Source organism: Telluria sp. ZT3P39 (assembly GCF_059685935.1).
In genome coordinates, this window is the sequence record NZ_JCASIH010000001.1 from 274902 (window position 1) to 289881 (window position 14980).

The following is a 14980-nucleotide window of genomic DNA, read 5'->3' on the forward strand; positions in this document are numbered from 1 at the left end:
ATTTGTCCGGAGACCCTTTGCAAACCTTCACCCTGTTCCTGCGTTCCCTGCTTTTCAAGATCGTCATGATCGTGGCCACCGTCGTCTGGGCCTGCGTGTGCTTCCTGGCCGCGCCACTGCCGTACAACAAGCGCTTCTGGGTGACCTCGCGCTGGAACGTCTTCATGATCTGGTGTGCGAAGGTGATCTGCGGGATCCGCTACGAATTCAAGGGCTACGACAACCTGCCGGACAGCCCGGCCATCGTCCTGTCGAAGCACCAGTCGGCATGGGAAACCATCGCCCTGCTGCCGAACCTCACGCGCCCGCTGGTATTCGTCTTCAAGAAGGAGATCCTGTACATTCCCTTCTTCGGCTGGGCCATGGCGCTGCTGCGCATGATCCCGATCGACCGCAAGCAGGGCAAGAACGCCTTCGCCCACGTGGTCCGGCACGGCAAGCGCCGCCTGGCCGACGGCCAGTGGATCATCATGTTCCCCGAAGGGACGCGCATCCCGGTCGGCCAGAAAGGCAAGTACAAAAGCGGCGGTACCCGCCTTGCTGTCGAAACCCAAACCGTTGTCGTACCGATCGCGCATAATTCAGGTGAATGCTGGCCGAAGAATTCGTTCATCAAGCGCCCGGGACTCATCACCGTCTCGATCGGCAAACCGATTTCGCCAGACAATCACACCCCCGAGAGCATGATGCAAGAGGTCGAAAATTGGATAGAATCGGAAATGCGCGTCATTTCGCCCCACGTCTACAAAGGTGGCTGAGCGACGTCAGCGCCCAGATCAGGGATTCGCAGCCGCAGCAAGCCATGACCTCCCCGAAGATCGACGGGCGCCAGCTCGAGCTGTTTGCCCAGGAATTCTTCGCCGCGCTCAAACCGGCGGATAAGCCTGCGCCGCCGGCCCAGCCTTTGTTCAAGGCGCCGCCCCCGGCGCCTCGCAACCTCATTCCCTCCCCGCCGGTCGCTGTTGGCGAACCGCCGCTCAAGCGCATCGTCCTGGGCGCCCACACCGTCGATTACGCCCTGCGCCGCTCGGCGCGCCGCTCGATCGGCTTCATGATCGACGACGACGGCCTGCGCGTGACCGCGCCGCGCCGCTGCGCTCAGGCCGACATCGACAACGCCATCCGCGCCAAGGGCCGCTGGATCCTCACCAAGCTGCTCGAACGCGGCGAGCGCCGGGCAATGCAGAAAGAGCGCCTGCCGGTCGAATGGAAAGACGGCGCGCGCCTGCCCTACCTGGGCGGAGACATCGTGCTGCGCCTGGAAGAAGCCTCGCGCAGCCACTGCCAGTTCGATGCGGACAATAACGAGCTGTGGATCGGCGTGGTGCCGGGGCTGTCGGAATGGCAGCTCAAGGAACGCGTCAAGCTGTGGTTCCAGGCCGAGTCCAAGCGCCTGTTCAAGGAGCGGCTCGACCACTTCGCGCCGCGCCTGGGCGTGAGCTACAGCGCGTTCGCGCTGTCGTCGGCCGGCACGCGCTGGGGTTCCTGCACGATCGAGGGGAATATCCGCCTGAACTGGCGGCTGGTGCACTACCCGCTGTCGCTCATCGACTACGTGGTGGCGCACGAGCTGGCGCACCTGCGCGAGATGAACCACAGCCCGGCCTTCTGGGCCACGGTGGGCGAGGTGTATCCGGATTACGACGGCGCGCGGCTGGCGCTGCGCAAGCGCTCGCATGAGATGCCGGTGTTGTTTACGGACTAGCCAGGTTCGACCGTAGGGTGGGCGGGTCCTCCCGCCCGCGCGTTCAAATCGCGGTACTGCTGCCTGCGCGCTTGCTCAACATCTAACTATCACCGCGCGGTCGGCAAAGCCGACCACCCTACAACAGCGAATCCCGGCGTGCTGCCGCCAACTCCTTCATCGCCCCCAGCTGCTGCTCGGACAAACACCGATACGGAATCGGCAGCGTCCCGCGCTTGAGCACCATCATGAAGCCGCACGAATAGGTGCGCACCCCGATCACGTCTTCCCAGCCGATCAGCGTCACGCCGCCGCTGGTGCGCACGATGCCGTGCTGGTCGATGGTGAATTCGTAGGTGCGGCGGCCGCGCCCGAGCAGGATGAAATGCAGGGCCGCACTCAGGGTGCTCTTGGCGCGCAGGTAGAGGCTGGCCGGCCAGCGGATGCGGCGGCGGCGGATCAGGAAGCCGCCGTGCTGCCACATGAAGCTGAGGTATTCGCCCAGCGTGTAGCGGACGAAAAAATGCAGTTCGGATAAAGGGACTGGCAGGGCGGCGGGGTGTGGGACCGGCAGGTCCACAGGGCCGTCACTCACGGGCACGTGCAGCAGCTTGTCGTCGGCCTGCTGTTGCACCAGCATGGCGACAGGCTTGTTGCTGTTCACGGGCCTCGGGTGATTAAACGACAACATAACACATCCCCTAGAGTTATATCCGAGCTCGAAAACGGAATGGTAGCAAAACCTAGCTGATAAGTTGTCGCAAGAGTTCAACCGTGCGCAGGGTGGCGCCGCGGTGGCGGGCCGCAAACGCGAGCGCATGCGCGCCCATGCGCGAGCGCGCCGCATCGTCTTCGAGCAGACGGACTGCCGCGGCCACCAGGGCGTCGGCATCCAGCACGCGCAGGGCGGCGCCGTCCGCCACCGCCTCGTCGGTCGCCTGGGCGAAATTGAAGGTGTGCGCGCCGACCAGCACCGGTTTGCCGAGTGCGCAGGCTTCGATCAGGTTCTGGCCGCCCAGCGGCATCAGGCTGCCGCCGATGAAGGTGCAGTCGCAGGCGGCGAAATAGGCGAACATCTCGCCCATCGAATCGCCCAGCAGCACGTCGGAATGCGCCATCCCCTGTTCGATGCGCGAACGCCGCACCACATGCAAGCCGCGCGCCGCGACCAGCTTCTCGACTTCGTCGAACCGCTGGGGATGGCGCGGCACGATCGCCAGCAGCGCAGTGGGCGGCTTGTCCGCCACGCGGCGCCAGGCATCGACGATGAGCACTTCTTCGCCCTCGCGCGTGCTGGCGCACAGGAACACGGGCCGGGCGCCGATTCTAGCGCGCAGCCAGGCGCCCTTTTCCAGCGCCGCGCTTGGGGGCACCACGTCGAACTTGATGCTGCCGGTGACCGCGACCCGCGGCGCGCCGAGCGAGCGGATGCGTTCGGCGTCGAGTTCGGTCTGCGCCGCGACCAGGGTGATGGCTTGCGCGGCATCCGTCATCAGGGCGCCCATCTTGCGGCCGCTGCGCAGCGAGCGCTCGGACAGGCGCGCATTGACCAGCGCCACCGGCACGCCGGCCCTGGCGCAGCCGGCGATCAGGTTCGGCCAGACCTCGGTCTCCATCAGGATGCACACGCGCGGCGCAACACGGCGCAGGAAGCGCGCGACCATGAAGCCGGTGTCATAAGGCAGGTAGGACTGGACGACGCGCTCGCCGTGGTGGCCGAACAGCGAGCGGCCGGTGGCGCGGCCGGTCGGCGTCATGTGGGTGAGCAGGATGCGCGATTCAGGATAAGCCGCGAGCAGCGCTTCCACCAGCGGTTCGGCGGCGCGGGTTTCGCCCACCGACACCGCATGCACCCACAAGGTCGGGCGCGTGGAAGGTAGAGCGCCCGGGAACCCGAGGCGCTCGCGCCAGTGCTGGCGGTAGCCCGGCTCCTGGCGCCCGCGCCACCACAGGCGGCCCAGCACGATCGGCAGCGCCAGCCACCAGGCCAGCGAATAGAGAAGACGGATCAAGTCGTCTCCAGCAGGCGGCGCGCCGCTGCAATCACTTCCGGCGCGGTGGGCGGCATGCCGAGGTCGCCCAGGTTGACGATACGGTCCGACCAGTTGCCCTCGGTCTTCCACTTCGGCGAGTCGCAATAGATTTCGACGGTCGGGCGCACGAAGGCGGCGGCGATGTGGGTCAGGCCGGTATCGACGCCGACGGCCAGCCGCGCATGCTGGGCCACGCCCACAGCGTCCATCATCGACAGCTTGGGCAGCACGCGTGCATTGGGCAGCGCGCCGGCCAGCGATTGTGCGTCGGCCAGTTCGGATGGCGAGCCCCAGGGCAGCAGCACCGGCATCGGCGCCAGCGCCTGTCCGAGCGCGATCCAGTTTTCGCGCGACCACTTCTTGGCGTCGCGCGCGGTACCGTGGAAGAACACGGCGTAGTCGTCAAGCGGCAGGAAGGCCGGGCGCAACGCCGTCTGCGGCGCCGGCAGCCCGAAGTCCGGAGGGGTGTCGACCGGATAACCCAGCGCGGCGCCGGCCACCATGCGCCCGCGCGCTACCGCATGGGTGCGCGGGTCGAGCGGGATGCTGTCGGTATGAAAAATGCGCGAGATGCCTTCGTAGCCCGAGCCTTCGCTGCCGTTGGCCAGGCCCACCTTCTTGCCGCCGCGCTTGATGCGTGCGGCGCCCATGATGATACCGGTCTTGAGCAGGCCCTGGGTGTCGAAGACATAGTCGTATTCTTCTTCCCGCAGCGTGCGGAAGAAGCCCTGGATCTCGGCGCGCGTCCCGGCCTTGCCAAGGCTCTTGCGCCAGCGGCGCAGGGCCCACGGGATGATCTTGCGAACGTGCGGGTGCAGGCGCACCAGGCTCTGGTAGCCCTCTTCGACCACCCAGTCGATGGTGGCGCCAGGGTCGCGGCGCAGGATGTCGGCCACCATCGGCAGGTTGTGCAGCACGTCGCCCAGCGACGACACGCGCACCAGCAGGATCTTCACGTGCTTTTCCTCACCCATTCGCTCAGAAAGGCAGCTCGGCGTCCGGCTTGGCGGCCAGGATCACGCGGCGGAACTCGCCCTGGATGCGTGCAAGGGCTTCGGGGTTCTCGCCTTCGAAGCGCAGCACCACGACCGGGGTCGTGTTCGACGAGCGGGCCAGGCCGAAGCCGTCCGGGTATTCCACGCGCAGGCCGTCGATGTCGTTGACGCGGTCCGAGCCCGGGAAGGAAGCGTTGGCGCGCAGGCTGTCGATCAGCGTGAAATTCTCGCCTTCTTTCAGGTGCAGGTGCAGTTCCGGGGTGCTCGACGCGATCGGCAGGCTGTTGAGCAGTTTGGACGGGTCCTGTTCTTTCGTCAGGATCTCGAGCATGCGCGCACCGGCGTACAGGCCGTCGTCGAAGCCGTACCAGCGGTCCTTGAAGAAGATGTGGCCGCTCATTTCGCCGCCCAGCGGGGCGCCGGTTTCCTTGAGCTTGGCCTTGACCAGCGAGTGGCCGGTCTTCCACATCAGGGCCTTGCCGCCGTGCTGCTCGATCCAGGGGCCGAGGTGGCGCGTGCACTTGACGTCGTACAGGATCTCGCCGCCCGGGTTGCGCGACAGGACGTCGGCTGCGAACAGCATCATCTGGCGGTCCGGGAAGATGATCTGGCCATCCTTGGTGACGATGCCGAGGCGGTCGCCGTCGCCGTCGAAGGCCAGGCCGATCTCGGCATCGGTGTCTTGCAGGGCCTTGATGAGGTCTTGCAGGTTTTCCGGATGCGCCGGGTCCGGGTGGTGGTTCGGGAAGGTGCCGTCGACTTCGCAGAACAGCTCGACCACTTCGCAACCCATGCCGCGGTACAGGTCCGCAGCGAAGGCACCGGCCACGCCGTTGCCGCAGTCGACCGCGATCTTGATCGGGCGCGACACCTTGACGTCGCCGATGATGCGCTCGAGGTAGGCAGCGCGGATGTCGTGGGTGCTGTAGCCGCCGCGCTGTGCGGCAATGGCGCCGTCGTAGGCGGCGATGCTGTGGTGCAGGCCGGTGATGGCCTCGCCGTGGATCGCTTCGCCCGCCAGCACCATCTTGAAGCCGTTGTAGTCCGGCGGATTGTGGCTGCCGGTGACCATGATGCCCGAGCGGGTGTCGAGCACATTGGTGCCGAAATAGACCATCGGGGTGGCGACCATGCCCAGGTCGATCACGTCCACGCCGGCATCGCGCAGGCCTTCGCTCAGGGCGGCCGTGAGGGCCGGGCCCGACAGGCGGCCGTCGCGGCCGATCACGACCTTGTGCTCTCCCTTGGCCAGGGCGGCGGCGCCGAATGCGCGGCCGATATGGCGTGCGATGCCTTCGTCGAGCGTTTTATCGATAACGCCGCGAATGTCATAAGCCTTGAAGATCGTTTTGGAAAGAGCAACCATGATGTCCTGGAATGAAGGCGCTGGTCAGCCGCACACGCAATGGCAGGCTGTGACGGCAAGGCGTCGACGCGGGAATGAGTGAAAAAACAATGACCACTATTGTAGCGGCAAGCGGCGCCCTTGGGGAATCGGGCGGACCGCTTGCTGCATATTGCGAGCGCCAAGGCTCTTGGCCGGCAAAGCCGGCCTGGATTACACGCGCAGCTTGTCGATCGACTTGCCGCCTTCGACCCATTCCTTGACCCATTTCGGCTGGCGGCCACGGCCGGTCCACTGCTGCGATGCATTGTCCGGGTGACGGAAACGCACGGCCACGGAATTACCCTTGGTCGCATTGCTGCGGCCGCCGGTCGCCAGCAGGTCCTTGAGGGGCACGCCGACGCTCTGCGCAATTGCCAGGATTTGTTCACGTGCTTTTTGCACTTCCTGCACTTCGCGCTTCTTCATTTCCTGCTTGATTTGCTCTTGCAGGTTGCGCATATCGCCTACCGACATATTAGACAGATCCATCTTCGTTCCCTCAATAGGTAAAGGTTGATACAGAGGTTGATGCAGGTACGGTGAAACTCACCAATTGTCGCAATATACTACATTAATAGTTTATTTACCGTCTTTCCTGTGTAAAAAAAGCCAGCGTGGCGACTTAAATCGAACGATACGCGCATATAACCACAGGTAACTGATTATAAACAACAAGCTGAAGAAGATGAGCACGCCTGTGTTTTTCCAGAACACGGTAGCCGGAATCACCGCCATCAGTGAAAACAGCCATAGATAAGGTGAAGTCCGTGCATTCCGTTTCATCAGTGCGCGCGCTTCGCGCGGACCAACCGTCCATTGCACAATACGCCGGAATATTAAACTATGCAGGTGAATGCCGTCCGGCAGTGCGGGCGATTTACCGCGCACGAACATGCGGCGGTATGCCGAGAATATGGTTTCGAAAGCCGGATAAATCAGCAGCAGCGCCGCATACCAGGTGGACACCTGGGGATTACGCATCACCAGCAGCAGCGCCAGCTCGCCGAGCATGAAGCCGATGAAATAGGCGCCGCCGTCGCCGAGAAAAATGAGGCCGACCGGATAATTCCAGATCAGGAAACCGGCAGTGGCGCCGGCCACCACCAGGGCCGTCACCAGAACGAACATGTCGTCCACCTGCAGCGCCACATAGGCCAGCGACATCAGCATGCAAATACTGACCACGCTGGCCAGGCCATTGAATCCGTCGATGATGTTCACGGCATTGGCGATGCCCGCCACTGCCAGCACGGTGAGCGGCACCACGATCCAGTCGAGCTGCAGCGACAGCACGCCCCAAGGTAAATCGAGGCGCACGAGTTTTGCACCGAGCAGGTAATACGCGAGCAGGGCGGCGACCATCGTGAGCAGCAGCCGGCGCGCCGGCGAGACCTTGCCCGTATAGTCTTCGACGATACCGCCCGCCATGGCAATGCAGGCGCATCCGAGCAAAGGCGTGAGCCAGGGGCCGAGCGATGGTTGACGCATCACCGACACGGCGCCGGTGATTACGACAGAGAGATAGATCGGCACGCCGCCAATGCGCGCGACTGCATGGGAATGGAATTTCTGCACGCCGCCATAATCGTTGTCGAGCGCTGCACCATTGTGCTGCGCAAGCTTAATCACAAGCAGGGTCAGCAGCGCGCAAGAGACGAAACTGACAAAAAAGGAGAACATTTATTATTCTTTCGGTGCAATTAGGTGAGTCGTTTCCGCTTCGACTCCGCGGAAAACCCCACGGCACTCTTATCAATGGATGTGGCCTCATTGTACCGGAATAGATGAGCCGCTCCGACGCGATATCCGCTGCAGCGGCAGGCGAAATCATTTAGACTCCAAAACACCCAAGGCGCCTGCACGAGCGCCGTCATCACCGATAAGAACAACATGAGAACCTACGCCATTGGCGACCTGCAGGGCTGTGCCCACGAAGCCCAACTCCTGATCGAACGCATTCACGAAGACGCACGCGGCCACGGCCAGGTGCAGTCGCGCATTCTATTCGTCGGGGACCTGATCAACCGCGGTCCGGAATCGCTGACCGCGCTGCGCCGCATGAAGGCGCTGGCGGAAGCGAATCCCGGCCGTGTCGAAGCCCTGCTCGGCAACCACGACCTGCACCTGATCGCGGTGGCCGTCGGCGCGCAGCGCGCCAGCCGTTCCGATACGCTCGACGAGATCCTGGCCGCCCCCGACTGCGACGCGCTGATCGACTGGCTGCGCCGACGCCCGCTGGCGATGTTCGTCGACGCCCACCTGCTGGTGCACGCCGGCGTGGCGCCGCAATGGACCGCGGCGCAAACGATGGAGCTGGCGCACGAAGTCGAAACGACGCTGCGCGGCGATGGCTGGATCGATTTCCTGCGCGAGATGTACGGCAATGAGCCGGATGAGTGGAACGACAGCCTGACGGGCATCGCGCGGCTGCGCTGCATCGTCAATGCGCTCACCCGCATGCGCCTGTGCGCGCCCGATGGGCGAATGGATTTCCTGCACAAGGAAAGCGAGAGCGGACCGGAAGGATCGGGACTGGTGCCGTGGTTCGATCTGCCGCAGCGCAGGACCAGCGACGTGACCGTGGTGTTCGGGCACTGGTCGGCGCTGGGGCTGGTGCTGAGGCCGAACCTGGTGGGGCTGGACAGCGGCTGCGTGTGGGGTGGGAAGCTGACGGCGGTGTGCCTGGATGACCGCTCGCTGCTGCAGGTGGATTGTCCGGAGTATCGGGAGCATGGCGGGAAGAAGTAGCCAGCGTCCGAATTGCCGGGCACTGGCGTATGCGTTGCCGCGCACCGTAGGGTGGGCAAGTCCCTTGCCCGCGCGTTCAACCGGTGTATGAATATTGGCGCGTCAATTCATAGGTGATTTGAACGCGCGGGCAGGAAACCTGCCCACCCTACGAGTTAGCGGCGAAGCTGAGTGATGTCCCTGACGGCGCCACGGTCAGCGGACGTCGTCAAGGCCGCATACGCCTGCAGCGCCTGCGACACATAGCGCTCGCGCCCGACCGGCATCCAGGCGTCAAGCCCACGGTCTTCCATCTTGCCGCGCCGGTGCGCCAGCTCCTCGAAACTCACGCGCAAATTGATCGTGCGCGCCGGGATGTCGATATCGATGACATCCCCCTCCTCCACCAGCCCGATCGCCCCGCCCTCGGCCGCTTCCGGCGAGGCGTGGCCGATCACGAGGCCCGACGAGCCGCCCGAAAAGCGCCCGTCCGTGAACAGCGCGCAGGCTTTACCCAGTCCCTTGGACTTGATGTACGAGGTCGGGTAGAGCATCTCCTGCATGCCCGGCCCGCCCTTCGGGCCTTCGTAGCGGATGATGACGACGTCGCCGGCAGCAACCAGGTCGCCCAGAATCGCCTCCACCGCCGCGTCCTGGCTCTCGAACACGCGCGCCTTGCCGGAGAAGACCAGGATGCTCTCGTCCACGCCAGCGGTCTTCACGATGCAGCCCTTCTCGGCGATGTTCCCGTACAGGACCGCCAGGCCGCCGTCCTGCGAATAGGCGTGGGCGCGGTCGCGGATGCAGCCCAGGCTGCGATCGAGGTCGTTGCCGGCGAAGCGTTCGGACTGCGAGAAGGCCACCTGGGTCGGCACCCCGCCCGGCGCGGCGCGGAACAGCTGGTGCACGGCGGCATCAATGCTGCGCTTGATGTCGTACTGTTCGATCGCCTCTCCCATCGTGGCGCTGTGCACGGTCGGCAGCGAGGTATCGAGCAGGCCGGCGCGCGCCAGCTCGCCCAGGATCGAGAAGATGCCGCCGGCGCGGTGCACGTCTTCGATATGGTATTTGTCGGTCATCGGCGCCACCTTGCACAGGCAGGGCACCTTGCGCGAGATGCGGTCGATGTCGGCCATGGTGAATTCCACCTGGGCCTCGTGCGCGGCGGCCAGCAGGTGCAGCACGGTGTTGGTGGAGCCGCCCATCGACACGTCCAGCGCCATCGCGTTCTCGAACGCGGCCTTGGATGCGATAGAGCGCGGCAGCACCGAGTAATCGTCCTGTTCGTAATGGCGCTTGGCGATGTCGACGATCAGGCGGCCGGCGCGCAGGAACAGCTCCTTGCGGTCAAGGTGCGTCGCGACGATGGTGCCGTTGCCCGGCAGCGCCAGACCCAGCGCTTCGGTCAGGCAGTTCATCGAATTGGCCGTGAACATGCCCGAGCACGAGCCGCAGGTCGGGCAGGCCGAGCGCTCGATCTCGAGCACGTCCGCATCCGACACGCTGCTGTCGCCGGCCTTGATCATGGCGTCGATCAGGTCCAGCTTGATGACCTTCTGGCCGTTGTCGACGGTCTTGATCACCTTGCCGGCTTCCATCGGCCCTCCGGAGACGAACACCACCGGGATGTTCAGGCGCATGGCAGCCATCAGCATGCCGGGCGTGATCTTGTCGCAGTTCGAGATGCACACCATCGCATCGGCGCAGTGGGCATTGACCATGTACTCGACCGAGTCGGCGATCAGGTCGCGCGAGGGCAGCGAATAGAGCATGCCGCCGTGGCCCATGGCGATGCCGTCGTCGACCGCGATGGTGTTGAATTCCTTGGCCACGCCGCCGGACGCTTCGATCTCGCGCGCGACCATCTGCCCCAGGTCCTTCAGGTGCACGTGGCCGGGCACGAACTGGGTGAAGGAGTTCACCACCGCGATGATCGGTTTCTCGAAGTCGCCATCCTTCATGCCGGTGGCGCGCCACAGCGCGCGCGCGCCGGCCATGTTGCGGCCCTGGGTGGTGGTGCGGGAACGATAAACGGGCATGCTGGTCTCCTCAATCTTGGCAGTGGTGCAAAGCACCAGCGTGACGCGCTTGCTGTGAGTTGTCCAATATATGATTTATTGCTCTGTGATTCTTTTTATGAATCACAGCTATCGTCAGCGGCGCAGCGCGTCGGCCACCGCGTCATGGGCGGCTTGCGCCAGCTCGCGCCGGTGGGCGCCCGCGCCCTCGATCGGCGCCAGCGCCTGCAGGCGCGCCCGTACCGGTGGGCCTTCCAGTATCCGGAACATGCTGTCCACAAACGTCGTGTCGCCGGTGTAGTCGACCGAAGGGTGGCTGCGGCCGGCCGCGTCCACATACGACAGCGCATAGGGCTGCACGGCGACCTTGGCGTCGATGGCGCCTTCGAACAGGTTGGCATGGAAGGGCAGCACCTCGCCCTGCCTGGAGGTCGTCCCTTCCGGGAAGAAGGCCACGCGCTGGCCCTGGGCCAGCACGCTGACGATGCCCTTGAAGATGTGGCGCAGTTCGCGCCGGTTGCCGCGCGCGATGAAGACGGTGCCGGCGGCGGCGGCCAGCCAGCCCAGCACCGGCCAGGCGCGGATCTCGGCCTTGGCCACGAAACGGCAGGGATACAGGGCGTTGATGACGAAGATGTCGAGCCAGGAGACGTGGTTGGCGACCACCAGCGCATGCTCGAGCACGGGCGCACCGGGCGCCGCTTCGACTGTGACGCGGCAGATGCCGACGAGTTTGCGCGACCAGCGCCGCGTCAGGCGCTCGCGCAGGCCGTTGGAGGCCAGCGGGAATACGATGGCGCAGGTCGCCAGGCCCGCCGCCAGGTGGACCATCACGCGCGCCAGGCGCAGGGCAAGACGGGGCGTCACGATGCGGGGATCGAGCGTGAAGCGGGCAGCACCAGGCGCCCGCCCCGCTTAGCGCTGGTACGCAACACGGCCGCGCACGATGGTCGTGCGCACCTGCCCGGCCAGGTCGTAGCCGAGGAAGGGCGTGTGCTTGCCCTGGCTGGCCAGGGCCTTGCGCTCGACCGTCCAGCGCGCGTCCGGGTCGAACAGCACCACGTCGGCCGCCGCGCCGACCGACAGGGTTCCGGCAGGCAGACCGGCGACGCGCGCCGGCTCGTGGGTGACCTTGGCGATCGCCTTCGACAGCGCGCCTTCGTCGCCGTGCTGGTCTTCGGTCCACTTGAGCATCAGGGCCAGCAGCAGTTCAAGGCCGGTCGCGCCGGGCGAGGCTTCGCCGAAGGGCAGCATCTTTTCGTCGTCGTCCACCGGCGTGTGGTCCGAGCAGACCGCGTCCACGGTGCCATCGAGCAGGCCCTTGGAGATCGCGTCGCGGTCGCGCTGGCTGCGCAGCGGCGGGTCAAAACGCGCGTTCGGGTCGAAGAAGCCGATGTCGGCATCGGTCATGTGCAGGTGGTGCACGCCGACGTCGCAGGTGACCGGCAGGCCCTCTTTCTTGGCGCTTGCTACCAGGGCCAGCCCGGCGCTTGACGACATGCGGCACAGGTGCACGCGCGCGCCGCTGGCGCGCATCAGCTCAAAAATCGTGTGCAGGGCGATGGTCTCGGCCATCACCGGCACGCCCGACAGGCCCAGGCGCGAGGCCAGCGGGCCGCTGTGGGCCACGCCGCCGCGGCCGATGTGGGCGTCCTGGGGACGCAGCCACACCGTGTAGCCGAAGGTCTTCGCATACTGCATCGCGCGCATCAGCACCGTGGTGTCCAGCACCGGCTCCTCGGCCTGCGAGAAGCCGATGCAGCCGGCTTCGGTCAGCTCGGCCATCTCGGTGAGGGCCTGGCCCTTCAGGCCCATGGTCAGCGCGCCCAGCGGGTGCACGTTGGCCTGGTCCAGGATGCGCGCGCGGTGCTTGAGCATCTCGACCAGGCCCGGCTCGTCCAGCACCGGGTCGGTGTCTGGCGGGCAGACCAGGGTGGTCACGCCGCCCTGCATCGCCGCCTGCATTTCGGATTCCAGCGTCGCCTTGTATTCGTAGCCCGGCTCGCGCAGGCGCGCCGACAAATCCACCAGGCCGGGCGCAACCACCAGGCCGCTGGCGTCGATGGTGTTATCCGCAACGAAGCCGGACGGTGGCGCGCCGATGGCGGCAATCACGCCGCCATCGATAAACAGGTCCGTTACTCGGTCGATGCCGTTGGCCGGGTCGATCACGCGGCCGTTCTTGATATGGTGTTTCATCCGTGGGTTCCTGCCAAAATGCTCATCACTGCCATCCGTACCGCGATCCCGAAGGTCACCTGCGGCAGGATCACCGCCTGGCTGCCGTCGGCCACCGCCGAGTCGATCTCGACGCCGCGGTTCATCGGCCCCGGGTGCATCACGATCGCGTCCGGCTTGGCCAGCGCGAGGCGCTCCGGGGTCAGGCCGTAGCTCTTGAAGTATTCCTGCGCCGAAGGCAGCAGCGCGCCGCTCATGCGCTCGCTCTGCAGGCGCAGCATGATGATGACGTCGACGTCCTTCAGGCCTTCGTTCATGTTGGTGAAGGTGCGCACGCCCATCTGGTCCAGGCCGCCCGGCAGCAGGGTGTGCGGGCCGATGGCGCGCACTTCCGGCACGCCCAGCGTGGTCAGGGCGTGGATGTCCGACCGCGCCACCCGGCTGTGCAGGATGTCGCCGACGATCGCCACCCGCAGGTTGGTGAAGTCTTTTTTATAGTGGCGGATCGTGTACATGTCGAGCAGGCCCTGGGTCGGGTGCGCGTGGCGGCCGTCGCCGGCGTTCACGACGTGCACGTGCGACTGCCCGGTTTCCACCAGGTGCTTGGCGATCAGGTAGGGCGCGCCCGATTGCGCATGGCGCACCACGAACATGTCTGCGTGCATGGCCGACAGGTTGTCGATGGTGTCCAGCAGCGACTCGCCCTTGCTGGCCGACGAGGCCTGGATGTTCAGGTTGATGACGTCGGCCGACAGGCGCTTGGCGGCGATCTCGAAGGTGGTGCGGGTGCGCGTGCTGTTCTCGAAGAAGAGATTGAACACGCTTTTTCCCCGCATCAGCGGCACCTTCTTGACCTCGCGGTCGGAAATGCCCACGAAGCTCGACGCGGTGTCGAGGATGTGGTTGACGATGGACTTGGGCAGCCCTTCGATGCTGAGCAGGTGCTGCAGCTCGCCGTTCTTGTTCAGTTGCGGATTATTGTGCAGGATTTTCGGCATGGTCGTCAGGCAGGGCAGGATCTTCTTCAATGGTCAGCGAAAGTATACCGGCGTCGCCGCGCTGCAGGCACAGCGACTGGTGCGCAGGCAGGGTCGTGCGCACGCCCGCGTAGTCGGCGGCCACCGGCAGCTCGCGCCCGCCGCGGTCGGCCAGCGCCGCCAGCCGGATGCAGGCCGGGCGGCCGTAGTCGAACAGCACGTTGATCGCGGCGCGCACGGTGCGGCCGGTTTCCAGCACGTCGTCCACCAGCACGATGGTGGCGCCATCGACCGGGAACCGGATATGGGTCGGCTTCACGTCCGGGTGCAGGCCTTTTTTCGCATAATCGTCGCGGTAGAACGAGACGTCGATGGTGCCGAAGCGCCCCGTCAGGTCGAGGTCGCGTGCGAGCCGTTCGGCCAGCCAGGCGCCGCCCGAGTGGATGCCGACGATGGCGGCATCGGGCACGCCGGCCAGGCCTGCGCGGACCTGGCCCAGCAGCTCGCGGTACAGCGCCTCCGCGTCGTAATCTAAATTAGGTGTTGGCATGGTCGTCAAAGTATTGTTGCAAAATGATGGCAGCCGCCTGGGCGTCGATGATCTCGCCGCGCTTTTGCGGGATGACGGCGGAGGAATAGCGCTCGTCGACGAGGTCGACAGGCAGGCTGAAGCGGCCGTGGAGCTGGTTGGCGAAGCGCCGGGAGCGCAGCGTCATGTCGTGCTCGGCGCCGTCGGGATGGCGCGGCTCGCCCACGATGAGGCGGGCCGGCTTCCATTCGTTGATGAGGTCTCCAATGACCTGGAAACGGGTGGCGTTGTCGATGGCCTTGATGACCGTCAACGGTTGCGCCTGTCCAGTGAGGGTGTTGCCCATGGCAATGCCGATGCGCTTCACCCCAAAATCAAACCCAAATACAATCTCAACCATTAGCGCATCTCAAATAACCTACTGCGCGTCGCATTCGCGGCCTGCGATGCTC

15 protein-coding genes are annotated in these 14980 nt (G+C 65.3%); 3 read left to right on the forward strand and 12 right to left on the reverse strand.

Annotated features, from left to right (window positions below):
• Positions 1 to 17: 17 nt before the first annotated feature.
• Both AC56LR_RS01130 and AC56LR_RS01135 read left to right on the forward strand, forming a co-directional pair.
• Positions 18 to 758, forward strand: coding sequence for a lysophospholipid acyltransferase family protein (locus tag AC56LR_RS01130; protein ID WP_497126508.1), 741 nt, complete (start codon positions 18 to 20; stop codon positions 756 to 758).
• Positions 759 to 802: 44 nt separating this feature from the next.
• Positions 803 to 1705 (forward strand): M48 family metallopeptidase, encoded by a 903-nt coding sequence (locus AC56LR_RS01135; protein WP_497126510.1) that lies wholly within the window; start codon positions 803 to 805, stop codon positions 1703 to 1705.
• Positions 1706 to 1823: 118 nt separating this feature from the next.
• On the opposite strand, the gene AC56LR_RS01140 is transcribed toward AC56LR_RS01135, so the two are convergent.
• From AC56LR_RS01140 to AC56LR_RS01165, 6 genes are all read right to left on the reverse strand, one after another.
• Positions 1824 to 2348, reverse strand: a complete 525-nt coding sequence (locus AC56LR_RS01140; protein ID WP_497126512.1) for a YcxB family protein — start codon at positions 2346 to 2348, stop codon at positions 1824 to 1826.
• Between the two features lie 79 nt (positions 2349 to 2427).
• Positions 2428 to 3693: a lipid IV(A) 3-deoxy-D-manno-octulosonic acid transferase gene (gene waaA, locus AC56LR_RS01145; protein ID WP_497126889.1), complete on the reverse strand. Its 1266-nt coding sequence runs from the start codon at positions 3691 to 3693 to the stop codon at positions 2428 to 2430.
• On the reverse strand, positions 3693 to 4673 hold the full coding sequence (gene waaC, locus AC56LR_RS01150; RefSeq protein ID WP_497126514.1) for a lipopolysaccharide heptosyltransferase I: 981 nt from the start codon (positions 4671 to 4673) through the stop codon (positions 3693 to 3695). Before waaC ends, waaA begins: the two co-directional genes overlap by 1 nt.
• A gap of 22 nt (positions 4674 to 4695) precedes the next feature.
• Entirely contained in the window at positions 4696 to 6078 is a 1383-nt protein-coding gene (locus AC56LR_RS01155) for a phosphomannomutase/phosphoglucomutase (protein WP_497126516.1), read from the reverse strand.
• 192 nt (positions 6079 to 6270) lie between these two features.
• Entirely contained in the window at positions 6271 to 6588 is a 318-nt protein-coding gene (locus tag AC56LR_RS01160; protein WP_171083133.1) for an H-NS histone family protein, read from the reverse strand.
• A 90-nt stretch (positions 6589 to 6678) separates the two neighbouring features.
• Positions 6679 to 7779, reverse strand: a complete 1101-nt coding sequence (locus AC56LR_RS01165) for a glycosyltransferase family 4 protein (RefSeq protein ID WP_497126518.1) — start codon at positions 7777 to 7779, stop codon at positions 6679 to 6681.
• A 210-nt stretch (positions 7780 to 7989) separates the two neighbouring features.
• Between AC56LR_RS01165 and AC56LR_RS01170 the strand changes: the two genes are divergently transcribed.
• On the forward strand, positions 7990 to 8847 hold the full coding sequence (locus AC56LR_RS01170; RefSeq protein ID WP_497126520.1) for a symmetrical bis(5'-nucleosyl)-tetraphosphatase: 858 nt from the start codon (positions 7990 to 7992) through the stop codon (positions 8845 to 8847).
• A gap of 155 nt (positions 8848 to 9002) precedes the next feature.
• On the opposite strand, the gene ilvD is transcribed toward AC56LR_RS01170, so the two are convergent.
• The 6 genes from ilvD to ruvX form a co-directional block, all read right to left on the reverse strand.
• Positions 9003 to 10865, reverse strand: a complete 1863-nt coding sequence (gene ilvD / locus AC56LR_RS01175; RefSeq protein WP_497126522.1) for a dihydroxy-acid dehydratase — start codon at positions 10863 to 10865, stop codon at positions 9003 to 9005.
• A gap of 114 nt (positions 10866 to 10979) precedes the next feature.
• Complete coding sequence (locus tag AC56LR_RS01180; protein WP_497126524.1) at positions 10980 to 11711, reverse strand: lysophospholipid acyltransferase family protein; 732 nt, start codon at positions 11709 to 11711, stop codon at positions 10980 to 10982.
• Positions 11712 to 11759: 48 nt separating this feature from the next.
• Entirely contained in the window at positions 11760 to 13043 is a 1284-nt protein-coding gene (locus AC56LR_RS01185; protein WP_497126526.1) for a dihydroorotase, read from the reverse strand.
• Entirely contained in the window at positions 13040 to 14020 is a 981-nt protein-coding gene (locus tag AC56LR_RS01190; RefSeq protein WP_497126528.1) for an aspartate carbamoyltransferase catalytic subunit, read from the reverse strand. The genes AC56LR_RS01185 and AC56LR_RS01190 overlap by 4 nt, the downstream gene beginning before the upstream one ends.
• A complete protein-coding gene (gene pyrR / locus AC56LR_RS01195; protein WP_497126530.1) occupies positions 13998 to 14549 on the reverse strand; it encodes a bifunctional pyr operon transcriptional regulator/uracil phosphoribosyltransferase PyrR in 552 nt (183 codons plus the stop codon). Before pyrR ends, AC56LR_RS01190 begins: the two co-directional genes overlap by 23 nt.
• On the reverse strand, positions 14536 to 14928 hold the full coding sequence (gene ruvX, locus AC56LR_RS01200; protein ID WP_497126532.1) for a Holliday junction resolvase RuvX: 393 nt from the start codon (positions 14926 to 14928) through the stop codon (positions 14536 to 14538). Before ruvX ends, pyrR begins: the two co-directional genes overlap by 14 nt.
• Between the last annotated feature and the right edge of the window lie 52 nt (positions 14929 to 14980).